Annotated in this window: 10 protein-coding genes and 1 pseudogene; 10 read left to right on the forward strand and 1 reads right to left on the reverse strand. The window is 75.4% G+C overall.

Annotated features, from left to right (window positions below; genetic code table 11):
• The first annotated feature begins 1 nt into the window (after position 1).
• The 6 genes and pseudogenes from ABT123_RS04995 to ABT123_RS05020 all read left to right on the forward strand — a co-directional run bounded on the left by ABT123_RS04995 (position 2) and on the right by ABT123_RS05020 (position 8,389).
• Positions 2 to 1,408 carry an O-antigen ligase family protein gene (locus tag ABT123_RS04995; protein WP_502970868.1) on the forward strand — a complete coding sequence of 469 codons (1,407 nt, stop codon included), beginning with the start codon at positions 2 to 4 and terminating at the stop codon, positions 1,406 to 1,408.
• A gap of 314 nt (positions 1,409 to 1,722) precedes the next feature.
• Entirely contained in the window at positions 1,723 to 3,537 is a 1,815-nt protein-coding gene (gene murJ, locus ABT123_RS05000; RefSeq protein ID WP_351309884.1) for a murein biosynthesis integral membrane protein MurJ, read from the forward strand.
• On the forward strand, positions 3,527 to 4,306 hold the full coding sequence (locus ABT123_RS05005; protein ID WP_351309886.1) for a polysaccharide deacetylase family protein: 780 nt from the start codon (positions 3,527 to 3,529) through the stop codon (positions 4,304 to 4,306). Before murJ ends, ABT123_RS05005 begins: the two co-directional genes overlap by 11 nt.
• Positions 4,303 to 5,433, forward strand: a pseudogene (locus ABT123_RS05010) (glycosyltransferase); the annotation flags it as partial. The gene ABT123_RS05005 and the pseudogene ABT123_RS05010, both read left to right, overlap by 4 nt.
• Positions 5,434 to 6,425: 992 nt before the next feature.
• Positions 6,426 to 7,247, forward strand: a complete 822-nt coding sequence (locus tag ABT123_RS05015; protein ID WP_351309888.1) for a YveK family protein — start codon at positions 6,426 to 6,428, stop codon at positions 7,245 to 7,247.
• Entirely contained in the window at positions 7,244 to 8,389 is a 1,146-nt protein-coding gene (locus ABT123_RS05020; RefSeq protein WP_351309890.1) for a GNAT family N-acetyltransferase, read from the forward strand. Before ABT123_RS05015 ends, ABT123_RS05020 begins: the two co-directional genes overlap by 4 nt.
• A gap of 8 nt (positions 8,390 to 8,397) precedes the next feature.
• Here ABT123_RS05020 and ABT123_RS05025 read toward each other — a convergent pair whose 3' ends face one another.
• A complete protein-coding gene (locus ABT123_RS05025; RefSeq protein WP_351309892.1) occupies positions 8,398 to 9,729 on the reverse strand; it encodes a glycoside hydrolase family 26 protein in 1,332 nt (443 codons plus the stop codon).
• 149 nt (positions 9,730 to 9,878) lie between these two features.
• On the opposite strand from ABT123_RS05025, the gene ABT123_RS05030 reads away from it, so the two are divergent.
• From ABT123_RS05030 to ABT123_RS05045, 4 genes are all read left to right on the forward strand, one after another.
• Positions 9,879 to 11,198, forward strand: coding sequence for a carboxylate--amine ligase (locus ABT123_RS05030; RefSeq protein ID WP_351309893.1), 1,320 nt, complete (start codon positions 9,879 to 9,881; stop codon positions 11,196 to 11,198).
• Between the two features lie 169 nt (positions 11,199 to 11,367).
• Positions 11,368 to 12,639: an NAD(P)-binding domain-containing protein gene (locus ABT123_RS05035; RefSeq protein ID WP_351310117.1), complete on the forward strand. Its 1,272-nt coding sequence runs from the start codon at positions 11,368 to 11,370 to the stop codon at positions 12,637 to 12,639.
• Between the two features lie 12 nt (positions 12,640 to 12,651).
• Positions 12,652 to 12,846 carry a hypothetical protein gene (locus ABT123_RS05040; protein WP_351309895.1) on the forward strand — a complete coding sequence of 65 codons (195 nt, stop codon included), beginning with the start codon at positions 12,652 to 12,654 and terminating at the stop codon, positions 12,844 to 12,846.
• 147 nt (positions 12,847 to 12,993) lie between these two features.
• Complete coding sequence (locus ABT123_RS05045; RefSeq protein ID WP_351310119.1) at positions 12,994 to 15,021, forward strand: SpoIIE family protein phosphatase; 2,028 nt, start codon at positions 12,994 to 12,996, stop codon at positions 15,019 to 15,021.
• Positions 15,022 to 15,025: the final 4 nt, after the last annotated feature.

A 15,025-nucleotide genomic window follows, 5' to 3' on the forward strand; every position in this document is an offset into this window, starting at 1 on the left:
CATGAGTTGTGTCGTACCGACGGTACCGGGCAGAGCGGCGGCCGGGCCCGGTCTGCCGGACCTGCGGGGCCTGCGGGACCTGCGGGACCTGCGGGGCTCGCTGCGCCGGCACTGGCCGCTGCTGCCGCTGGCCGCCACCGTGCTGCTGCTGGTCGCCCCGCTGCCCGCGGGTGACGCCACCGCCTCCGGGAAGGTCACCCCGGCCGACGCCGCCTCGCTGCTGCTGGTCGCGGTCTGCGCGGTACGGGCCCTGCGCGGCGAGGTCAACCGGCTGAGCCCGCTGGGCGCGCTGGTGCTGGGACTGCCGGCCGTCGGCCTGGCGGTGGCCACGGTCAGCGCCGGAGACCCGTACGCCGCGCTGCCCGGCTTCGTCCGCTACCTCCAGGTCTTCGTGCTGGTGCCGGCCGCGGTGGTGCTGCTGGTCCGGGACGCCCGTGAATTCCGGCTGGCCGCCGGCTGCTTCGTGGTGCTGGCCCTGGTCCAGGGGGCGGTCGGCGTGCTCCAGTACGCGACGCACACCGGGGCCTCGTACCAGGGCGAGGACATCCGGGCCGTGGGCACCTTCGGGCCCGGCGATGTGATGGGCATGGCCACGGTGGTGGCGTACGGACTGGTCATCGCCACGGCGCTGGCGCTCGCACCGGGGGCGGGGCAGCGCTCCCGCCGGATCGCCACCGCGGCGGCCCTGCTGCTGATCGTCCCGCTGGTGCTGTCCTTCAGCCGCGGCGCGTGGATCGCGACCTTCGGGGCGGCGCTGGTGGTGATGGTGCTGGCCGGGATCCGGCGGGCGCTGAAGGTGCTGCTCGCGCTGACGGCCGCCGGGGTGGTGCTGGTCGGCGGCTTCGGTGTCGGCTCGGAGATGATGGCCGAACGGCTCACCTCCATCACCCAGGTGTCCAGCGCGCCCGACCAGTCGGTCACCGACCGGTACACGATGTGGGCGGCGGCCTCCTCCATGTGGCAGGAACGCCCGGCCACCGGCGTCGGGCTGAAGGGCTTCCCGGCCCACCGGGACGGGCACGCCTCGCTGGGCCTGTCCTCCGGCAGCGACACCGCGGGCGCCGGCCAGGCCTATGTCCGCCAGCCGCTGCTCTCCCCGCACAACATGTACCTGCTGATCCTCAGCGAGCAGGGGCTGATCGGCCTGACCGCCCTGGCGGGCGGCTGGGCGGTGCTGCTGGTGGCCGGCATCCGCCGGGTGGCCGCCCCGGATCCGGCGGCCCGCCGGATCCGGGACTGCGGGCTGATCGCGATCGGCCTGTTCGTCTGGCAGAGCACCAACTTCCTGTACGCCGACATCGGCGGCCCCTCGACCGTGCTGACCGGGGTGATCATCGGCCTGGCGGCGTGGTGGGCCCTGGGCACGGCCGGTGCCATGTCCTCCCGTGTGGGTGCGGCCGGCCGGTGACGGATACCACGCCCTGGCGGCCCGCAGCCGCGGCGACCGACCCCGCCGCGGCTGCCCTCCGTCCGCCCGCGCCCCAGCCCCCATCACCGGGCCGAGGCCCGGAGCCCGTCCAGGCCGGCCACAGCCCTGGCGGGCCCGCGGCGCGGGCCCCGCAGCCGCCGGGATACGCCGAGCCGGCGGCCCGGCCGGGTCCCGGTGTCCCGGCCGGGGCCGGGCCCGGGGCCGCAGCTCCGGTCCCGGAGGGTGCGGGGCGGGCAGGGGTGCCTGTCGTGGGCGAGGGTGTAGCGGAGTTGGCTGGCGCAGGGGTCGGGCGGATGGTGCGGCGGGGGGTGCCGGTGTTTGCCGGGCAGGCTCGGCCCGCCGCGGCCGGTGTTTCCGGCGGGCGGGTCCGGGTGGACGGCCGGCTGACGGGCGGAGCGGCGCTCGGGCCGGACGGTGGTTCCGATGAGCCGGGTGCGCCGGTCGGCGGACGTACTGGCTCCGGAGGGGACCCGCAGCGGGGTGCGCCGCTCGGGCGGTTCCTTGCCAAGGCCGCCGCGGTCACCGCCGGACTGACCGCCGCCGGAGCCGTGTTCGGCCTGGTCCGCGACCAGACCATCGCGCACCTCTTCGGCGCCGGCCCCGACAGCGACGCCTTCCTGATCGCCTGGACCGTCCCCGAGATGGCCTCGACGCTGCTCATCGAGGACGCCATGGCCTTGCTGATGGTGCCCGCCTTCAGCCATGCGCTGGCCCGCCGGGCCGCGAGCCGGGCCGGGCTCACCCGCAGGGAGGCCCGCGCCCAGGACCCCGTACGGCTGCTGGTCGGGGCCACCCTGCCGCGGCTGCTGGTGTTCCTCGCCGCCGTCGCCTCCGTGATGATCGTCGCCGCCCCGCTGGTGGTGGCCGTGCTCGCGCCGGGTCTGCCCGACCCCGGGCTGGCCGTGCAGTGCACCCGGTTGACCGCCCTGACCGTGCTCACCTTCGGTATCGCCGGGTACTTCAGCGCCGCCCTGCGCGCCCACCGCTCCTTCCTGCCCCCGGCCGCGATCTATGTCTCGTACAACGTCGGGATCATCGGGACCATGCTCGCCCTGCACCAGGTGTGGGGCGTGCGCGCCGCGGCCCTCGGGGTGGCCTGCGGCGGCCTGCTGATGGTCCTGGTCCAACTCCCCGCATTCATCCGGAACGTGGGCTTCGGCCCATCGCGGGCAAAAGGCGCCAAGGGCGCCAAGGGCGCCGGCCGCGCCAGCCGCGCCCAGCGCGACCGGGACCGGCCCACCCTGATCGCCTTCGGCATGATCGCCCCGGTCATCTTCTTCGCCGTGTTCCGGCAGTCGCAGGTCCTGGTCGAACGCTTCCTCGCCGCCCCCCTGCCGCCCGGCGCGATCTCGCACCTCAACTACGCGCAGAAGGTCGCGCAGATGCCGATGGTGCTCTCCCTGATGATCTGCACCGTGACCTTCCCGGTGGTCGCCCAGGCCATGGCCGGCGGCGAGCCGGAGAAGGCCCGGCGCCGGGTCGAGCAGGACCTCGCGCTGGCCTCCCTCGCCGTCCTCATGGGCACCGCCCTCGTCATCGGCTACGCCCCGCAGATCATCCAGGTGCTCTTCGAACGCGGCGCCTTCACCCACGAGGACACCCTCGCCACCGCCTCCGTCATGCGCGTCTACGGCATCGGACTGCTCGGCCACTGCATGGTCGGCGCCCTGTCCCGGCCCTTCTTCTCCGCCGCCCGCCCCACCTGGTTCCCCGCCCTCGCCATGGGCGCCGGACTCCTCGTCAACATCGTCGCCGGGGCCTTCACCGCACGCTGGTGGGGCACCTACGGCATCGCCGCCGCCAACGCCGCCGGCATCTCCACCACCGCCGCGCTGCTGCTGACCGGCCTCGGCACCCGGGTCATCTCCATCGAGGTCCGCCGGGTCGCCATCAGCCTCGGCCGGCTGGCCGTCGCCGCCGCGGCGGCCTGCGGCACCGGCTGGCTGGCCGGGCCGATGATCCACGACCCGCTGCTCAGCGCGGGCCTCGGCTGCCTGCTCGTCCCCGCCATGTTCGCCGCCACCGGCATGGCCATACGGGCGCTCGAAGTGACCGCCCTGCCCGCCCAGATCGCCCAGCTCACCCAGAGGTTCCGTCATGTCCGCTGATACCGAGCCGGCCGCCCTCGCCGCCCCGGACCGGCCCGGCCGCCGCCCGGCGGCGCCCTGGGTCTTCATGTACCACTCCGTCGCCGAGTTCACCGACCCGGCCGAAGACCCGTACGGCATCACCGTCACCCCCACCGCCCTGGAAGCCCAGCTGCGCTGGCTGGACAGCCGCCGGCTGCGCGGGGTGTCCGTCGGCGAACTGCTCCGGGCCCGCGCGGCCGGCCGCGCCGCCGGACTGGTCGGACTCACCTTCGACGACGGCTACACCGACTTCCTCACGCATGCGCTGCCGCTGCTCCGGCAGTACGAGTTCACCGCGACCCTGTTCGTCCTGCCCGGCCGGCTCGGCGTGGACAACGTGTGGGACCCGCTGGGCCCCCGCAAGTCCCTGCTGACCGCCGAAGGCATCCGCGCCGTCGCCGAGGCCGGCCAGGAGATCGGCTCGCACGGCCTGCTCCACCAGCACCTCAACACCTGCGCCGACGCCGTCCTCCAGCAGGAACTGCGCGGCAGCCGCGAACTGCTCCGCGAGCTCACCGGAACCCTCCCCGCGGGCTTCTGCTACCCCTACGGCACCATCGACCGCCGGGTCGTCGCCGCCACCAGGGCAGCCGGATACTCCTACGCCTGCGCCATCGCCCCCGGCCGGCTGGCCGGCCCGCACGCCATGCCCCGTACCCACATCAGCCAGGCGGACGGCCCCGGCCGGCTGCGCATCAAGCAGCTCCGCCACCGGGCGCGGGAACTCCGGCGGGCGGTGCTCCGGTGAACACGGTCAAGGCACTGCACATCATCACCGGGCTCGGCATCGGCGGCGCCGAGCAGCAGCTGCGGCTGCTGCTCCGCCACCTGCCGATGCAGTGCGACGTGCTGACCCTGACCAACCCCGGCCCGGTGGCCGAGGGGCTGCGCGCCGACGGGGTCCGGGTCGTCCACCTGGGCATGCGCGGCAACCGGGACCTGAAGGCGCTGCCCCGGCTGGTCCGGTTCATCCGGCGCGGCGAGTACGACCTGGTGCACACCCACCTCTACCGGGCCTGCGTGTACGGGCGGCTCGCCGCCCGGCTGGCCGGGGTCGGCGCCACCGTGGCCACCGAACACTCCCTGGGCGACGGCGAGATCGAGGGCCGGCCGCTGTCCGGCGGGGTCCGCGCGCTGTACCTGGCCAGCGAGCGGCTCGGCGCGGCCACCGTCGCCGTGTCGGACACGGTGGCCGCCCGGCTGCAGGGCTGGGGGGTGCCGGCCGCCCGGGTGCACGTGGTCCCCAACGGCATCGAGGCGGTCCGCTTCCGCTTCGATCCGGCGGTACGCCGGGCCACCCGGGCCCGCACCGGCCTGCCCGAACGGGCCTTCGTGGCGGGTGGGGTGGGCCGGCTGGTGCCAGGCAAGCGGTTCGACGCGCTGATCCGGGCGGTGGCCGCGCTCCCAGGCGCCCACCTGCTGCTGGTCGGCGACGGACCCGAACGCTCCGCGCTGCGGCTGCTGGCCGCCGAGCTCGGCGCACAGAACCGTATCCACCTGCTCGGGGAGCGCGATCCGCTGGGCGACAGCGCCGACGGCCGCACCCCGGGGATCCCGGCGCTGCTGGCCGCCATGGACGTGTTCGTCTCCCCGTCCCGGGAGGAGGCCTTCGGGCTGGCGGTGGTCGAGGCGCTGGCCGCCGGGCTGCCCGTCCTCCATGTCACCTGCCCGGCGATCGACGACCTGCCAGCGGCGCAGGCGCCGGGGGCGCGCCGGATCGGCACCGGCACGGAGGAGCTGATCGCAGCCCTGCGCGGCCACATGGAGGCCGGCGCAACGCGGCTGCCGCCGCCTCCGGTGGTCCGCCGCTACGACATCGCCCGCAGCGCAGAACAACTCCTAGCGGTCTACGCCCAAGCCCTAGGCTCCGCCCCGGCCCCGACCGCATCCGCCCCGGCTGCACCGGAGGCCCGGCGCCCCGGTGCTGCGGAGCCGGCCCCGCCGGTCGGCGCGCCTGCCGCCCCGGCACCCGCGGTGCCCGAGGCAGCTGCACCGCCACATCCCGGCCCGGCTGCACCGCAAGCCCGGCGCCCCGGCGCAGCGAAGCCGGCCTCCCCGGCCGGCGCGCCGGCCGACCCGGCACCCGCGGTGCCTCAGGCGGCTGCGCCGCCGTCTCCCGGCCCGGCGGCACCGGAGGCCCGGCGCCCCGGCGCTGCGGAGCCGGAGCCCCCGGCCGGCGCGCCGGGCCCGGCACCTGCGGTGCCTCACGCGGCTGCGCCGCCGCCCGGAGTTCAGGCGGAGCCGGAGCCCCCGAGCGGCGAGCCTGCTCGCCCGGCCCGGGCAGAGCCCGGCCCGGCACTCGCGGTGCCCGAGGCGGCTGCGCCGCCGCCCGCCGTTCCGGCGAACCGGGAACCCCCGAGCGAGCCCGCCGGCCCGGAGCCTGCGCCGGCGCTCGCGGAGCCGGAGCTCCCGGGCGAGCCCGCTCGCCCGGCTCGGGCAGAGCCCGGGTCGGCGCCTGCGGTGCCCGAGGCGGCTGCGCCGTCGCGCGGCGTTCCGGTGCACCGGGAGCCCCCGAGTGGCGAGGCTGCCGGCCCGGCGCCTGCGCCGGCGCTCGCGGAGCCGGAGCTCCCGGGCGCCGAGCCTGCCGGCCAGGCAACCGCGGTGCCGCAGGTCCCGGGCGAGCCCGCCCGCCCGGCTCGGGCCGAGCCCGGGCTGGCGCCCGCAGTGCCCGAAGCGGCTGCGCCGCCGCCCGCCGTTCCGGCGAACCGGGAACCCCCGAGCGGCGAGGCTGCTGGCCCGGTGCATGCGCCGCCGCTCGCGGAGCCGGAGCTCCCGGGCGTTGACCCTGCCGGCCAGGCACTCGCGGGGCCGGACGGCCCGGGGGAGCAGGCCGTGGGCCGCGCGGTGCCGGCCGATTCGAACCACCCATGCCCGAACCCCTCCACGAGGAAGTGAGCACGCACATGGCCGACACCTCCGACCACAAGAAGGCCGAGCCCCCCACCGAGCCCGGCCCCGGGACCCGGGCCGAGCGGCGCTCCGCACGTGGCGACGCGAAGCCGCGCAGAGGCCGCGGCCGGCGACTGCTGGCGCCGCCCACCTGGTGGCCGCTGCCCGCCTGCGCCCTGCTCGGGCTCGCGGCCGGCGGTGCGTACGGGGTGCTCAAGGCGCCCGAGTACGCCGCCACCAGCTTTGTGGTGGCCGTCCCCGACGAGACCACCGAACCGGCCACCGCCCTCGGCTTCGCCCAGGCCTACGCCCGCATCGCCACCAGCTCCGCCACCCTTGCCTACGCCCAGCCGCGGGCCGGCCTCACCGCGCAGCGGCTGCGCGCCCAGGTGCGGGCCGAGACCTCCCCCGAGTCGCCGATGATCGCCATCACCGGCACCTCGAAGAGCCCCGCCCAGGCCGCCGACATCGCCAACGCGGTCGCCGACGCGCTCTCCCTCAACAGCAACCAATCCGCCAAGAACACCGGCGTCCAGCTGCTGCTGTTCAACCAGGCCGTCGCGCCCACCGACCCCGCCTCCCCGTCCGCCCCGATCAGCGGTGCCGTCGGGCTCTGCGCGGGCGGTCTGGCCGGCGGGCTGTGGCTGCTCGCCCGGCCCGCCCGGCGCCACCGGACCGAGGCCGACGCCGAGGCCCCGCAGCAGGAGACCACCGAGGTGTACGTGACCTCGCTGCCCGCCCAGGGCGAGGGCAACGACGCCGTGGTCGGCCCGGTGAAGGAGAAGGAGCCCGCGCGATGAGCAGGGCAGCCGCCACCGGGCCCCTGACGGTGTCGCTGTGCCGCGACCCCCGCCAGTTCGCGGCGCTGGAACAGCCCTGGAACCGGCTGGTCCGCGCCTGCCCGACCGCGACCCCGTTCCAGAGCCACGCCTGGCTGCACTCCTGGTGGCTGTCGTACGGGCGGGACGGACGGCTGCGCACCGTGCTGGTCCGGCGCGACGGCGAGCTGGTGGGCGCCGCCGCCCTGATGCTCGTACACCGGCCGCTGCCGCTGCTGGTCCCGCTCGGCGGTGGCATCACCGACTACTTCGACGTCCTGGTGGACGCGGAGCACGCCGACGCCGTCCTGCCCGCGCTCGCGCAGGGCCTGCACCAGGCCGCCCGGCGCGCAGTGGTGGACCTGCGGGAGGTCCGGCCGGGGGCCGCGGCCGAAAGCCTGTACCGGATGTGGCCGGGCGCGCGCAGCAAGCTGACCGATTCGGCCTGTATGGAACTGCCCGTGCTGCCTTTCGATGAGTTGGTCAAGCGGATGCCCACGGGCGGCGCCCAGCGGATCCGGGCCAAGCTGCGGAAGGTGGACGCGGCCGGGATCGAGGAGCACGAGGTCACCGAGCAGGAAGTGCCGCGCGCGGTCCGCTCCCTGCTGCGGCTGCACGAGAAGCAGTGGCGCGGGCGCGGGGTGACCCCGGAGCACCTCAGGCCGCGGTTCGCCGAGCACCTGACCCGCGCGACCCGGCGGATGGTGCGCAGCGGCCACGGCCGGCTCACCGAGTTCCGGCTGGACGGAAAGGTGGTCGCCGCCAATGTGACCCTGCTGTCCTCCGGGCTGAGCGGCGGCTACCTGTACGGGGCCGATCCCGAACTGCGGGCGAAGAAGGTGGACGTGGCCACGCTGCTGCTGCGGCACGAGGCGCGGCGGGCGCTGGCGGACGGGCGGGAGGTGGTGAGCTTCCTGCGCGGAACCGAGCCGTACAAGAACCACTGGCGGCCGGAGGTGGTGGTCAACCAGCGGCTGCTGCTGGCCACGGCCCCGCTCGCGCCCCTGCTGCGACTGCACGAGTCGCAGGTGACGGGACGCGAGCGGGCGGTCGGCGCGCTGCGGGAGGCCCTGCCGGCCGCCCGGGACTGGCGGGCCCGGCTGAACGACTTCCGGGTCCGGTGACGGTGAGGCTAGAAGGGCCAGCGCCAGTCCAGCTTCACGCAGACGGTCTGGTTGCCGACGAGCTGGTTGAGCCACTCGCCGAGGTTGATCGGGATGCACCACTCCCGGTTGTTCAGCGGCGGGGGCGGGGGCGGCGGCGTGGGCGGTGCGGTGGGTGTGGGCACGAGCGGCGATGGTGTGGGTGTGGGTGTGGGCGTGGGCGTGGGCCTGGGGACCACCACCGGCGGCTGGGTCGGGACCTGCGGGGTCGGGATCTGCGGGGTCGGGACATCGGGCGTGGGCACGACCGGGGTGGGCACGACCGGCGTGGGGATCACCGGTGTGGGGATCACCGGCGTCGGGACCACCGGCGTCGGGAACGGTCCCGGGCGGACCGCCATCAGCTGGTGGAACACCCGCGTGGACCGAGGGTTGGCCTTGCACTGCCACACGCCGTGCGGGCAGTAGTCGGTGATGGTGTGGTAGAGCGGCTTCTGCTGCTCGATCCACGCGAGCATGCGCCGCATGTACTCCGGGTTGTCCCCGTTCCGGAACAGCCCCCACTCCGGGTACGAGATCGGCTTCCCGTGGGCCTTCGCGAAGTCGACCTGGTGCTGGAGCCCGTACGGCTGGGTGATGTGGTCGTCGAAGGTGCGGCCGGGCCCCTGGTCGTACGAGTCCATGCCGATGATGTCGACCACGTCGTCACCGGGGTAGCACCGGTCCCAGGGGATCGCGTCCGTGCCGCGGTTCGGGTTGAAGTCGAACCGGAACTTCTGCCCCGGCACCGCGCGCATCGCCGTGACGATCCGCTTCCAGTACACCTTCCAGTTCGCCGGGTCCGGCGCACACCGGTGGGTGTAGGTGGTGCCGTTCATCTCCCAGCCCAGCACGATCACCGTGTCCGGCACGCCCAGCTTCACCAGCCGCTCGGCCAGCTTCGTGAAGTGCCGGTCGAAGTCTCCCGCGGCACCCGCCCGGATCAGCCGGGACACCTGCCAGTCGGGAACCCCGGCCTCGTTGCGTTCCTGCATGGGCACGTTGAGGACGAACATCCGGTCCGGGTCGTCCAGGCGCCACTCGGCCCAGTCCTCGAGGAAGTCGGGGGAGCCCTCGATGTTCGACCACCGGTCTCCGGGCAGATAGGTGTGCCCGACCCGGATCTCCCTGCCGCCCAGCCAGTACGACAGGGCCCGGATCCGGGCCACCCCGGACGCCCCGTAGTCGAGATACGCACCCATCGCGATGCCGGAGTCCGCGGCCTCCTCCTCCGGTGCCGCGAGCGCGGCGCCGGTGGCCAGCAGCCCGGCCGTGACGGTGCCGATGCAGGCGCTCGCCAGTCTGCGGCGTGGTCCGGGCATGGCGCCTCCAGGGCTCCCTCAATCGGTGTGCTTACCAATGACGTTAGGCATCACATCCGATGAATGGCCTGTCAGGTGCCCGACCGGTAGGCCATTCGCATCTGGGCACACCTCCCGCTTGGTCCGACTAGGTGAAAGACACCGTTCCCATGCACGCGTTCGCCCCTCATGACCCCGCCGTTCTGCTCAGGCTCGACCGGAATCCCTTTCATCACGGCACCCTCGGCGCCGCCCGGTCCCTCGGTCGCCGCGGCGTGGAGGTCCACGCGATCGTGGCGGACGGGGGCGGCCCGCTGGCCCGTTCCCGCCATCTGCGGACGGCCCATGCCGGACCGTCAGATCCCGACGGGCTGCTGGACTGCCTGGCCGGGGTCTCCGAACGGATCGGGCGGCCGGCGGTGCTGATCGCCATGGACGACCTGAGCGCGATCGCGGTGTCCCGCCTCGCGCCCCGGCTCGACGGCCGGTTCCGGATTCCCCATCAGCCCGGCGGGCTGCCCGAGCGGGTGGCGGACAAGGCGGAACTCGCCCGGCTCTGCGCCCGCTGGGACATCCCGCACCCGGAGACGGTGGTTCCGGAGAGCGGCGCGGAGGCCTCGGAGGCCGCCTGGCGGCTCGGGCTGCCGGTGGTGGCGAAGTGGAGCCGGCCCTGGCTGCTGCCGGCCGGCGCGGGACTGCGCAGCACCACCCTGGTGCACACCGCCGCCGAGGCGCGGCGGCTGTACGAGCGCTCCGCGGAGGCGGGCAGCCGGCTGCTGCTCCAGCGGTTCCTGCCGGCCGGCCCGGACACCGACTGGTTCTTCCACGGCGCTTTCGCCCGGGGCGGCCGGCCGCTGCTCGTCGGGTCCGGCCGCAAGGAGCTGTCCTGGCCGGTGCGTACGGGGCTCACGGCGGTCGGCCGCTGGCTGCCGGACCCGGCGGTGGAGGAGGCGGGCCTGCGGCTCGCCGAACGCCTGCGCTACCAGGGCATCCTGGACCTCGACTTCCGCCGGGACGAGGACGGCTGCTTCCGGCTGGTGGACTTCAACCCGCGCCCGGGAGCCCAGTTCAGACTGTTCACCGACCCCTCCGGGCTGGACGTGGTGCAGGCCATGTACCTCGACCTGACCGGCCAGCCCGTGCCGGAGCCCACGGGCGCGCCCGGCCGGGTCTTCGTGGCGGAGAACTACGCCCTGTTGGCGTCCCTGCGGGGCGGCCGGCTGCCCCGGCGCCTGCTGGGCGGGGGCGTCGAGGCAGCCTGGTTCGCGGCCGACGACCTGCTGCCGTTCCTGGCGATGATCGCCGCGTTCCTGGGGCGCGGAGCGCGGAAGGGGGCGCGCCGGCTGCAGGCCGCGCTCCGCGGCTTCCCCGCGCGCGGCCGGCGCACGGCGCGCGCGGTGGTCCGTACGCCCCGTCAGCGCGCCCGCGAGCTCCCCGCCCAGGCCACCTCGTCGGCCCCCGCCGAGCCGGACGAACTGGTGGCGCGCTAGGGACTGTGTCCCCGTCAGGTCAGACCGGGCCCGCGGCGCCGGCCCGGTCGCCGCGGGCTGCCCCGGCGGGGACGTCATCGTGCTGACGCAGTGTCACTCACGCGAGGGATCCGGGGCCGCAGCGGAGTGAACGGCGGGTCCGCACGGAAGGGGAAGAGACGTGAAGCGCATGGACGATCTCGTGGTGGTCGGCGCGGGGCCGTACGGGCTGTCGATCGCGGCCCACGCCGCCGCGGCCGGGCTGCGCGTCCGGGTGCTGGGCCGCCCCATGGCCTCCTGGCGCGACCACATGCCCGCCGGCATGTACCTGAAATCGGAGCCGTGGTCCTCGAACCTGTCCGCGCCGGGCGGGCGCTACACCCTGGCCGAGTACTGCGCCACCCGGGGGATCGCGGCCGAGCACGGCAACCCGCTGCCGATCGGGACGTTCAGCGCGTACGGGCTGTGGTTCGCCCGGCAGGCCGGACCGGAGGTCGAGGAGCGCACGGTCACCGCCGTGACCCCGTACGGCGCCGGGTTCCGGATCGGCACGGACGACGGGCCGCCGCTGTTCGGCCGGGCCGTGGTGATCGCCGTCGGGGTGCTGCCCTTCGCGTACCGGCCCGCCGTGCTGAGCGGGCTGCCGCCCGGCCACTGCTCGCACAGCAGCGACCACCGCGACCTCGGCCGGTTCGCCGGGCAGGACGTGGCGGTGCTCGGGGCCGGCCAGGCGGCCCTGGAGACCGCCGCCCTGCTCGCCGAGCAGGGCGCCCGGCCCGCCCTGATCGCCCGGCGCCACGGCCTCAACTGGAACACCGTGCCGCAGCCGCTGGAGCGCCCGCTGCTGCGGGCCCTGCGCAACCCGCACAGCGGCCTCGGCACCGGCTGGCGCAGCTGGGCCTGGTCCGAGCTGCCCTGGGCGGTGCGCCGGCTGCCCGGCCCGACCCGGGAGCGGATCGCGGCCACCGCGCTCGGCCCGGCGGGAGCCTGGTGGCTGCGGGAGCGGTTCGAGCGCCAGGTGCCGGTGCTGCTGGGGCACGCCCTGCAGCGGGCCGTCCCGGTGGGGAGCCGGACCCGGCTGGAGCTGACCGCGCCGGCGGGCGAGCCGGTCGTCCTGGAGGTCGGGCACGTCATCGCGGCGACCGGCTTCACCGCGGACCTCGGCCGGCTGGACCTGCTGGACGCGGGGCTGCGCACGGCCCTGCGGACGGTCGGGGGCGCCGGCCGGACCCCCGAGCTGACGGCCTGGTTCGAGTCCTCCTACCCGGGGCTGTTCTTCGCGGGGCTGCTCACGGCTCCCTCATTCGGCCCTTCCATGCGATTCGTGCACGGTGCGGGCTTCGCTGCGGGGAAACTGGTAGCAGGAGTCCGCAGGCGCCTCGGCGCCCGGGTTCCGCTGCCGGGCTCGGCCCGGCGGCGGGCGGTGGACGACCAGGACGACCTGTCCACGGTGAAGCGGTGAGAGGGGTCCGTGATGAGCCGGGAGCGAGCGCAGGGGCGCGGCTGGGTACGCATTCCCGCCAGCCGTGTGGAACAGCCGGCCGGCCCGGCCCCCACGATCTACATGTCCCTGATCAAGCGCTGGCGGGAGGCCGGGCGCACCCTTCCGGGGCATCCTGACGAGGAGTGGGAGCGGCTGATCTCCCAGTCGTGCTGGCCCGGCCCTTAGGTGGTGTGTCCCATGGCAGAGCAGGAGGGTCAGGGGCAGGACACAGGGCAGGAGACCGGCCGGGACACGGGCCGGGACGCGGGCTGGGAGGCGGGCCGGGACACGGACACGGGCAAGGGCCGGGGGCCGGCCCGGGTGCGGGGTGCCATGACCGGCCCGGGCGAGCGGCTCGCCCTGAACGGCATGGGCAGTTTCGAGTGGGACCTGAACGCCGGCACCCTCGATCTCGACCCGGCCGGGATGGTGGTCTTCGACCTCAGCCCGGGGGAGTTCGACGGCACCCCCGAGGGCCTCGGCCTGCGCATCCCGCCGGAGGACTCGGTGCGGCTCGGCGAGGTGGTCCAGGCCGAGCTGGACGCGGGCGGGCAGACGTACGGCTCGTACTTCACCGTGCGGCGGCGCAACGGCACCGAACAGTGGACCCACACCCAGGGCCGGATCCTGCGGGACCGGGACGGCGCGCCCCGGCGGATCGTCGGGGTGGTCCGCGACGCGACCGCCGAGCTGGCCCACTCCGAGATGCTGCGCAAGCTGGAGGCGGCCCGGGCCAAGCAGACCACGATCGTGCAGCGGACCACGGAGGCGCTGTCCCGGGCGGTGACCGTGGACGATGTCACGGCCGTGCTGACCGGGGCCGGGGCGCTGGAACGGCTGGGCGCGGACGGGCTGGCGCTGGGCCTGGTGGAGAACGGCGCCATCAAGATCATCGCGTTGAGCGGGGAATCGCTGGAGATCCTCAACGAGCGGCGGTTCACCCGGCTCGACGGGGACCTGCCGCTGGCCAAGGCCGTGGTCACCCGGAAGGCCCGCTTCGCCACCTCGCTGGCCGAACTGGCCGGGGAGTTCCCGCACATCGAGCAGTACCTGCGGGCCATCGCCTTCGACGCAGCCGCCTACCTGCCGCTGATCGCGCAGGCCAAGGCGATCGGCGGGCTGGTGCTCTTCTACCGGCGGCGCAGCGAATTCAGCCCGGAGGAGCGGAACCTGACCCTCGGTCTGGCCGGCATCGTCGCGCAGTCCCTCCAGCGGGCCCTGCTCTTCGACCAGGAACGCGAGTTCGCCACCGGACTGCAGGCGGCCATGCTGCCGCGCCGGATCCCCGACATCACCGGCGGGGAGATCGCGGTCCGCTACCACTCCGCGTGGAGCGGGCGGGAGGTCGGCGGGGACTGGTACGACGTGATCGCGCTGCCCCGGGACCGGGTCGGGATCGTGGTGGGCGACGTGCAGGGGCACGACACCCACGCGGCGGCGATCATGGGCCAGCTGCGGATCGCGCTGCGCGCCTACGCGGGGGAGGGCCACCCGCCCTCCACGGTCCTGGCCCGGGCCTCCCGGTTCCTGGCGGAGCTCGACACGGAACGTTTCGCCACCTGTACGTACGCCCAGGTGGACCTGGAGACGGGCGGCGTACGGGCCGTCCGCGCGGGCCATCTCGGGCCGCTGATCCGCCATACGGACGGCCGCACCGGCTGGCCGAACCTGCGCGGCGGCCTGCCGCTCGGCCTCGCCTCCGTCTTCGCACAGGAGGATTTCCCGGAGACCCGGCTGGACCTGGTGCCGGGCGAGACGCTGGTGCTGTGCACGGACGGGCTGGTGGAGGAGCCGGGCACGGCCATCACGGCGGGCATGGAGGCGCTGGCCCATGCGGTCCGGAGCGGCCCGCAGGAGGCCGGCGCGCTCGCCGACCACCTCTCGGACCGGCTGTGGGAGCGCTGGGGCTCGGGCGACGACGTGGCCCTGCTGGTCCTGCGCCGCGCCCCCGACCCGGGCACCCACCGGGCCCCGCGGATCCACCAGTACGTCCACCAGGCCGACCCGGAGGGCCTCTCCGAGGCCCGTTACGCGCTGCGGCAGGCGCTGCGGGACTGGGGGATGCCGGCCCTGGCCGACGATGTGGAGCTGGCGGCCGGCGAACTGCTCGTCAACGCGCTGCTGCACACGGACGGCGGGGCGGTCCTGACCATGGAGGTCCTGCCGGAACCGGTCCGCAAGGTCCGGCTGTGGGTCAAGGACCGCTCCAGCGTGTGGCCGCGCCGCCGCAGCCCGGGCGAGGCGGCGACGACGGGCCGCGGCCTGCTGCTGGTGGACGCGGTGGCCTCGCACTGGGGGGTGGAGTCCCGCGGGGACGGCAAGGCAGTCTGGTGCGAATTCGACGCCCCCCAGGAACGCTGACCCG

Origin of the sequence: Streptomyces sp. NPDC002054 (genome assembly GCF_040296685.1) — a bacterium.
Classification (GTDB): domain Bacteria; phylum Actinomycetota; class Actinomycetes; order Streptomycetales; family Streptomycetaceae; genus Streptomyces.

Coding starts and splice junctions, on each gene's coding strand:
- ABT123_RS05005 (WP_351309886.1), top strand. CDS start 3,527: ATGTCCGCTGATACCGAGCCGGCCGCCCTCGCCGCCCCGGACCGGCCC.
- ABT123_RS05035 (WP_351310117.1), top strand. CDS start 11,368: ATGGACGATCTCGTGGTGGTCGGCGCGGGGCCGTACGGGCTGTCGATC.
- ABT123_RS05045 (WP_351310119.1), top strand. CDS start 12,994: ATGACCGGCCCGGGCGAGCGGCTCGCCCTGAACGGCATGGGCAGTTTC.
- ABT123_RS05040 (WP_351309895.1), top strand. CDS start 12,652: ATGAGCCGGGAGCGAGCGCAGGGGCGCGGCTGGGTACGCATTCCCGCC.
- ABT123_RS05020 (WP_351309890.1), top strand. CDS start 7,244: ATGAGCAGGGCAGCCGCCACCGGGCCCCTGACGGTGTCGCTGTGCCGC.
- ABT123_RS04995 (WP_502970868.1), top strand. CDS start 2: ATGAGTTGTGTCGTACCGACGGTACCGGGCAGAGCGGCGGCCGGGCCC.
- ABT123_RS05015 (WP_351309888.1), top strand. CDS start 6,426: ATGCCCGAACCCCTCCACGAGGAAGTGAGCACGCACATGGCCGACACC.
- ABT123_RS05030 (WP_351309893.1), top strand. CDS start 9,879: ATGCACGCGTTCGCCCCTCATGACCCCGCCGTTCTGCTCAGGCTCGAC.
- murJ (WP_351309884.1), top strand. CDS start 1,723: ATGGTGCGGCGGGGGGTGCCGGTGTTTGCCGGGCAGGCTCGGCCCGCC.
- ABT123_RS05025 (WP_351309892.1), bottom strand. CDS start 9,729: ATGCCCGGACCACGCCGCAGACTGGCGAGCGCCTGCATCGGCACCGTC.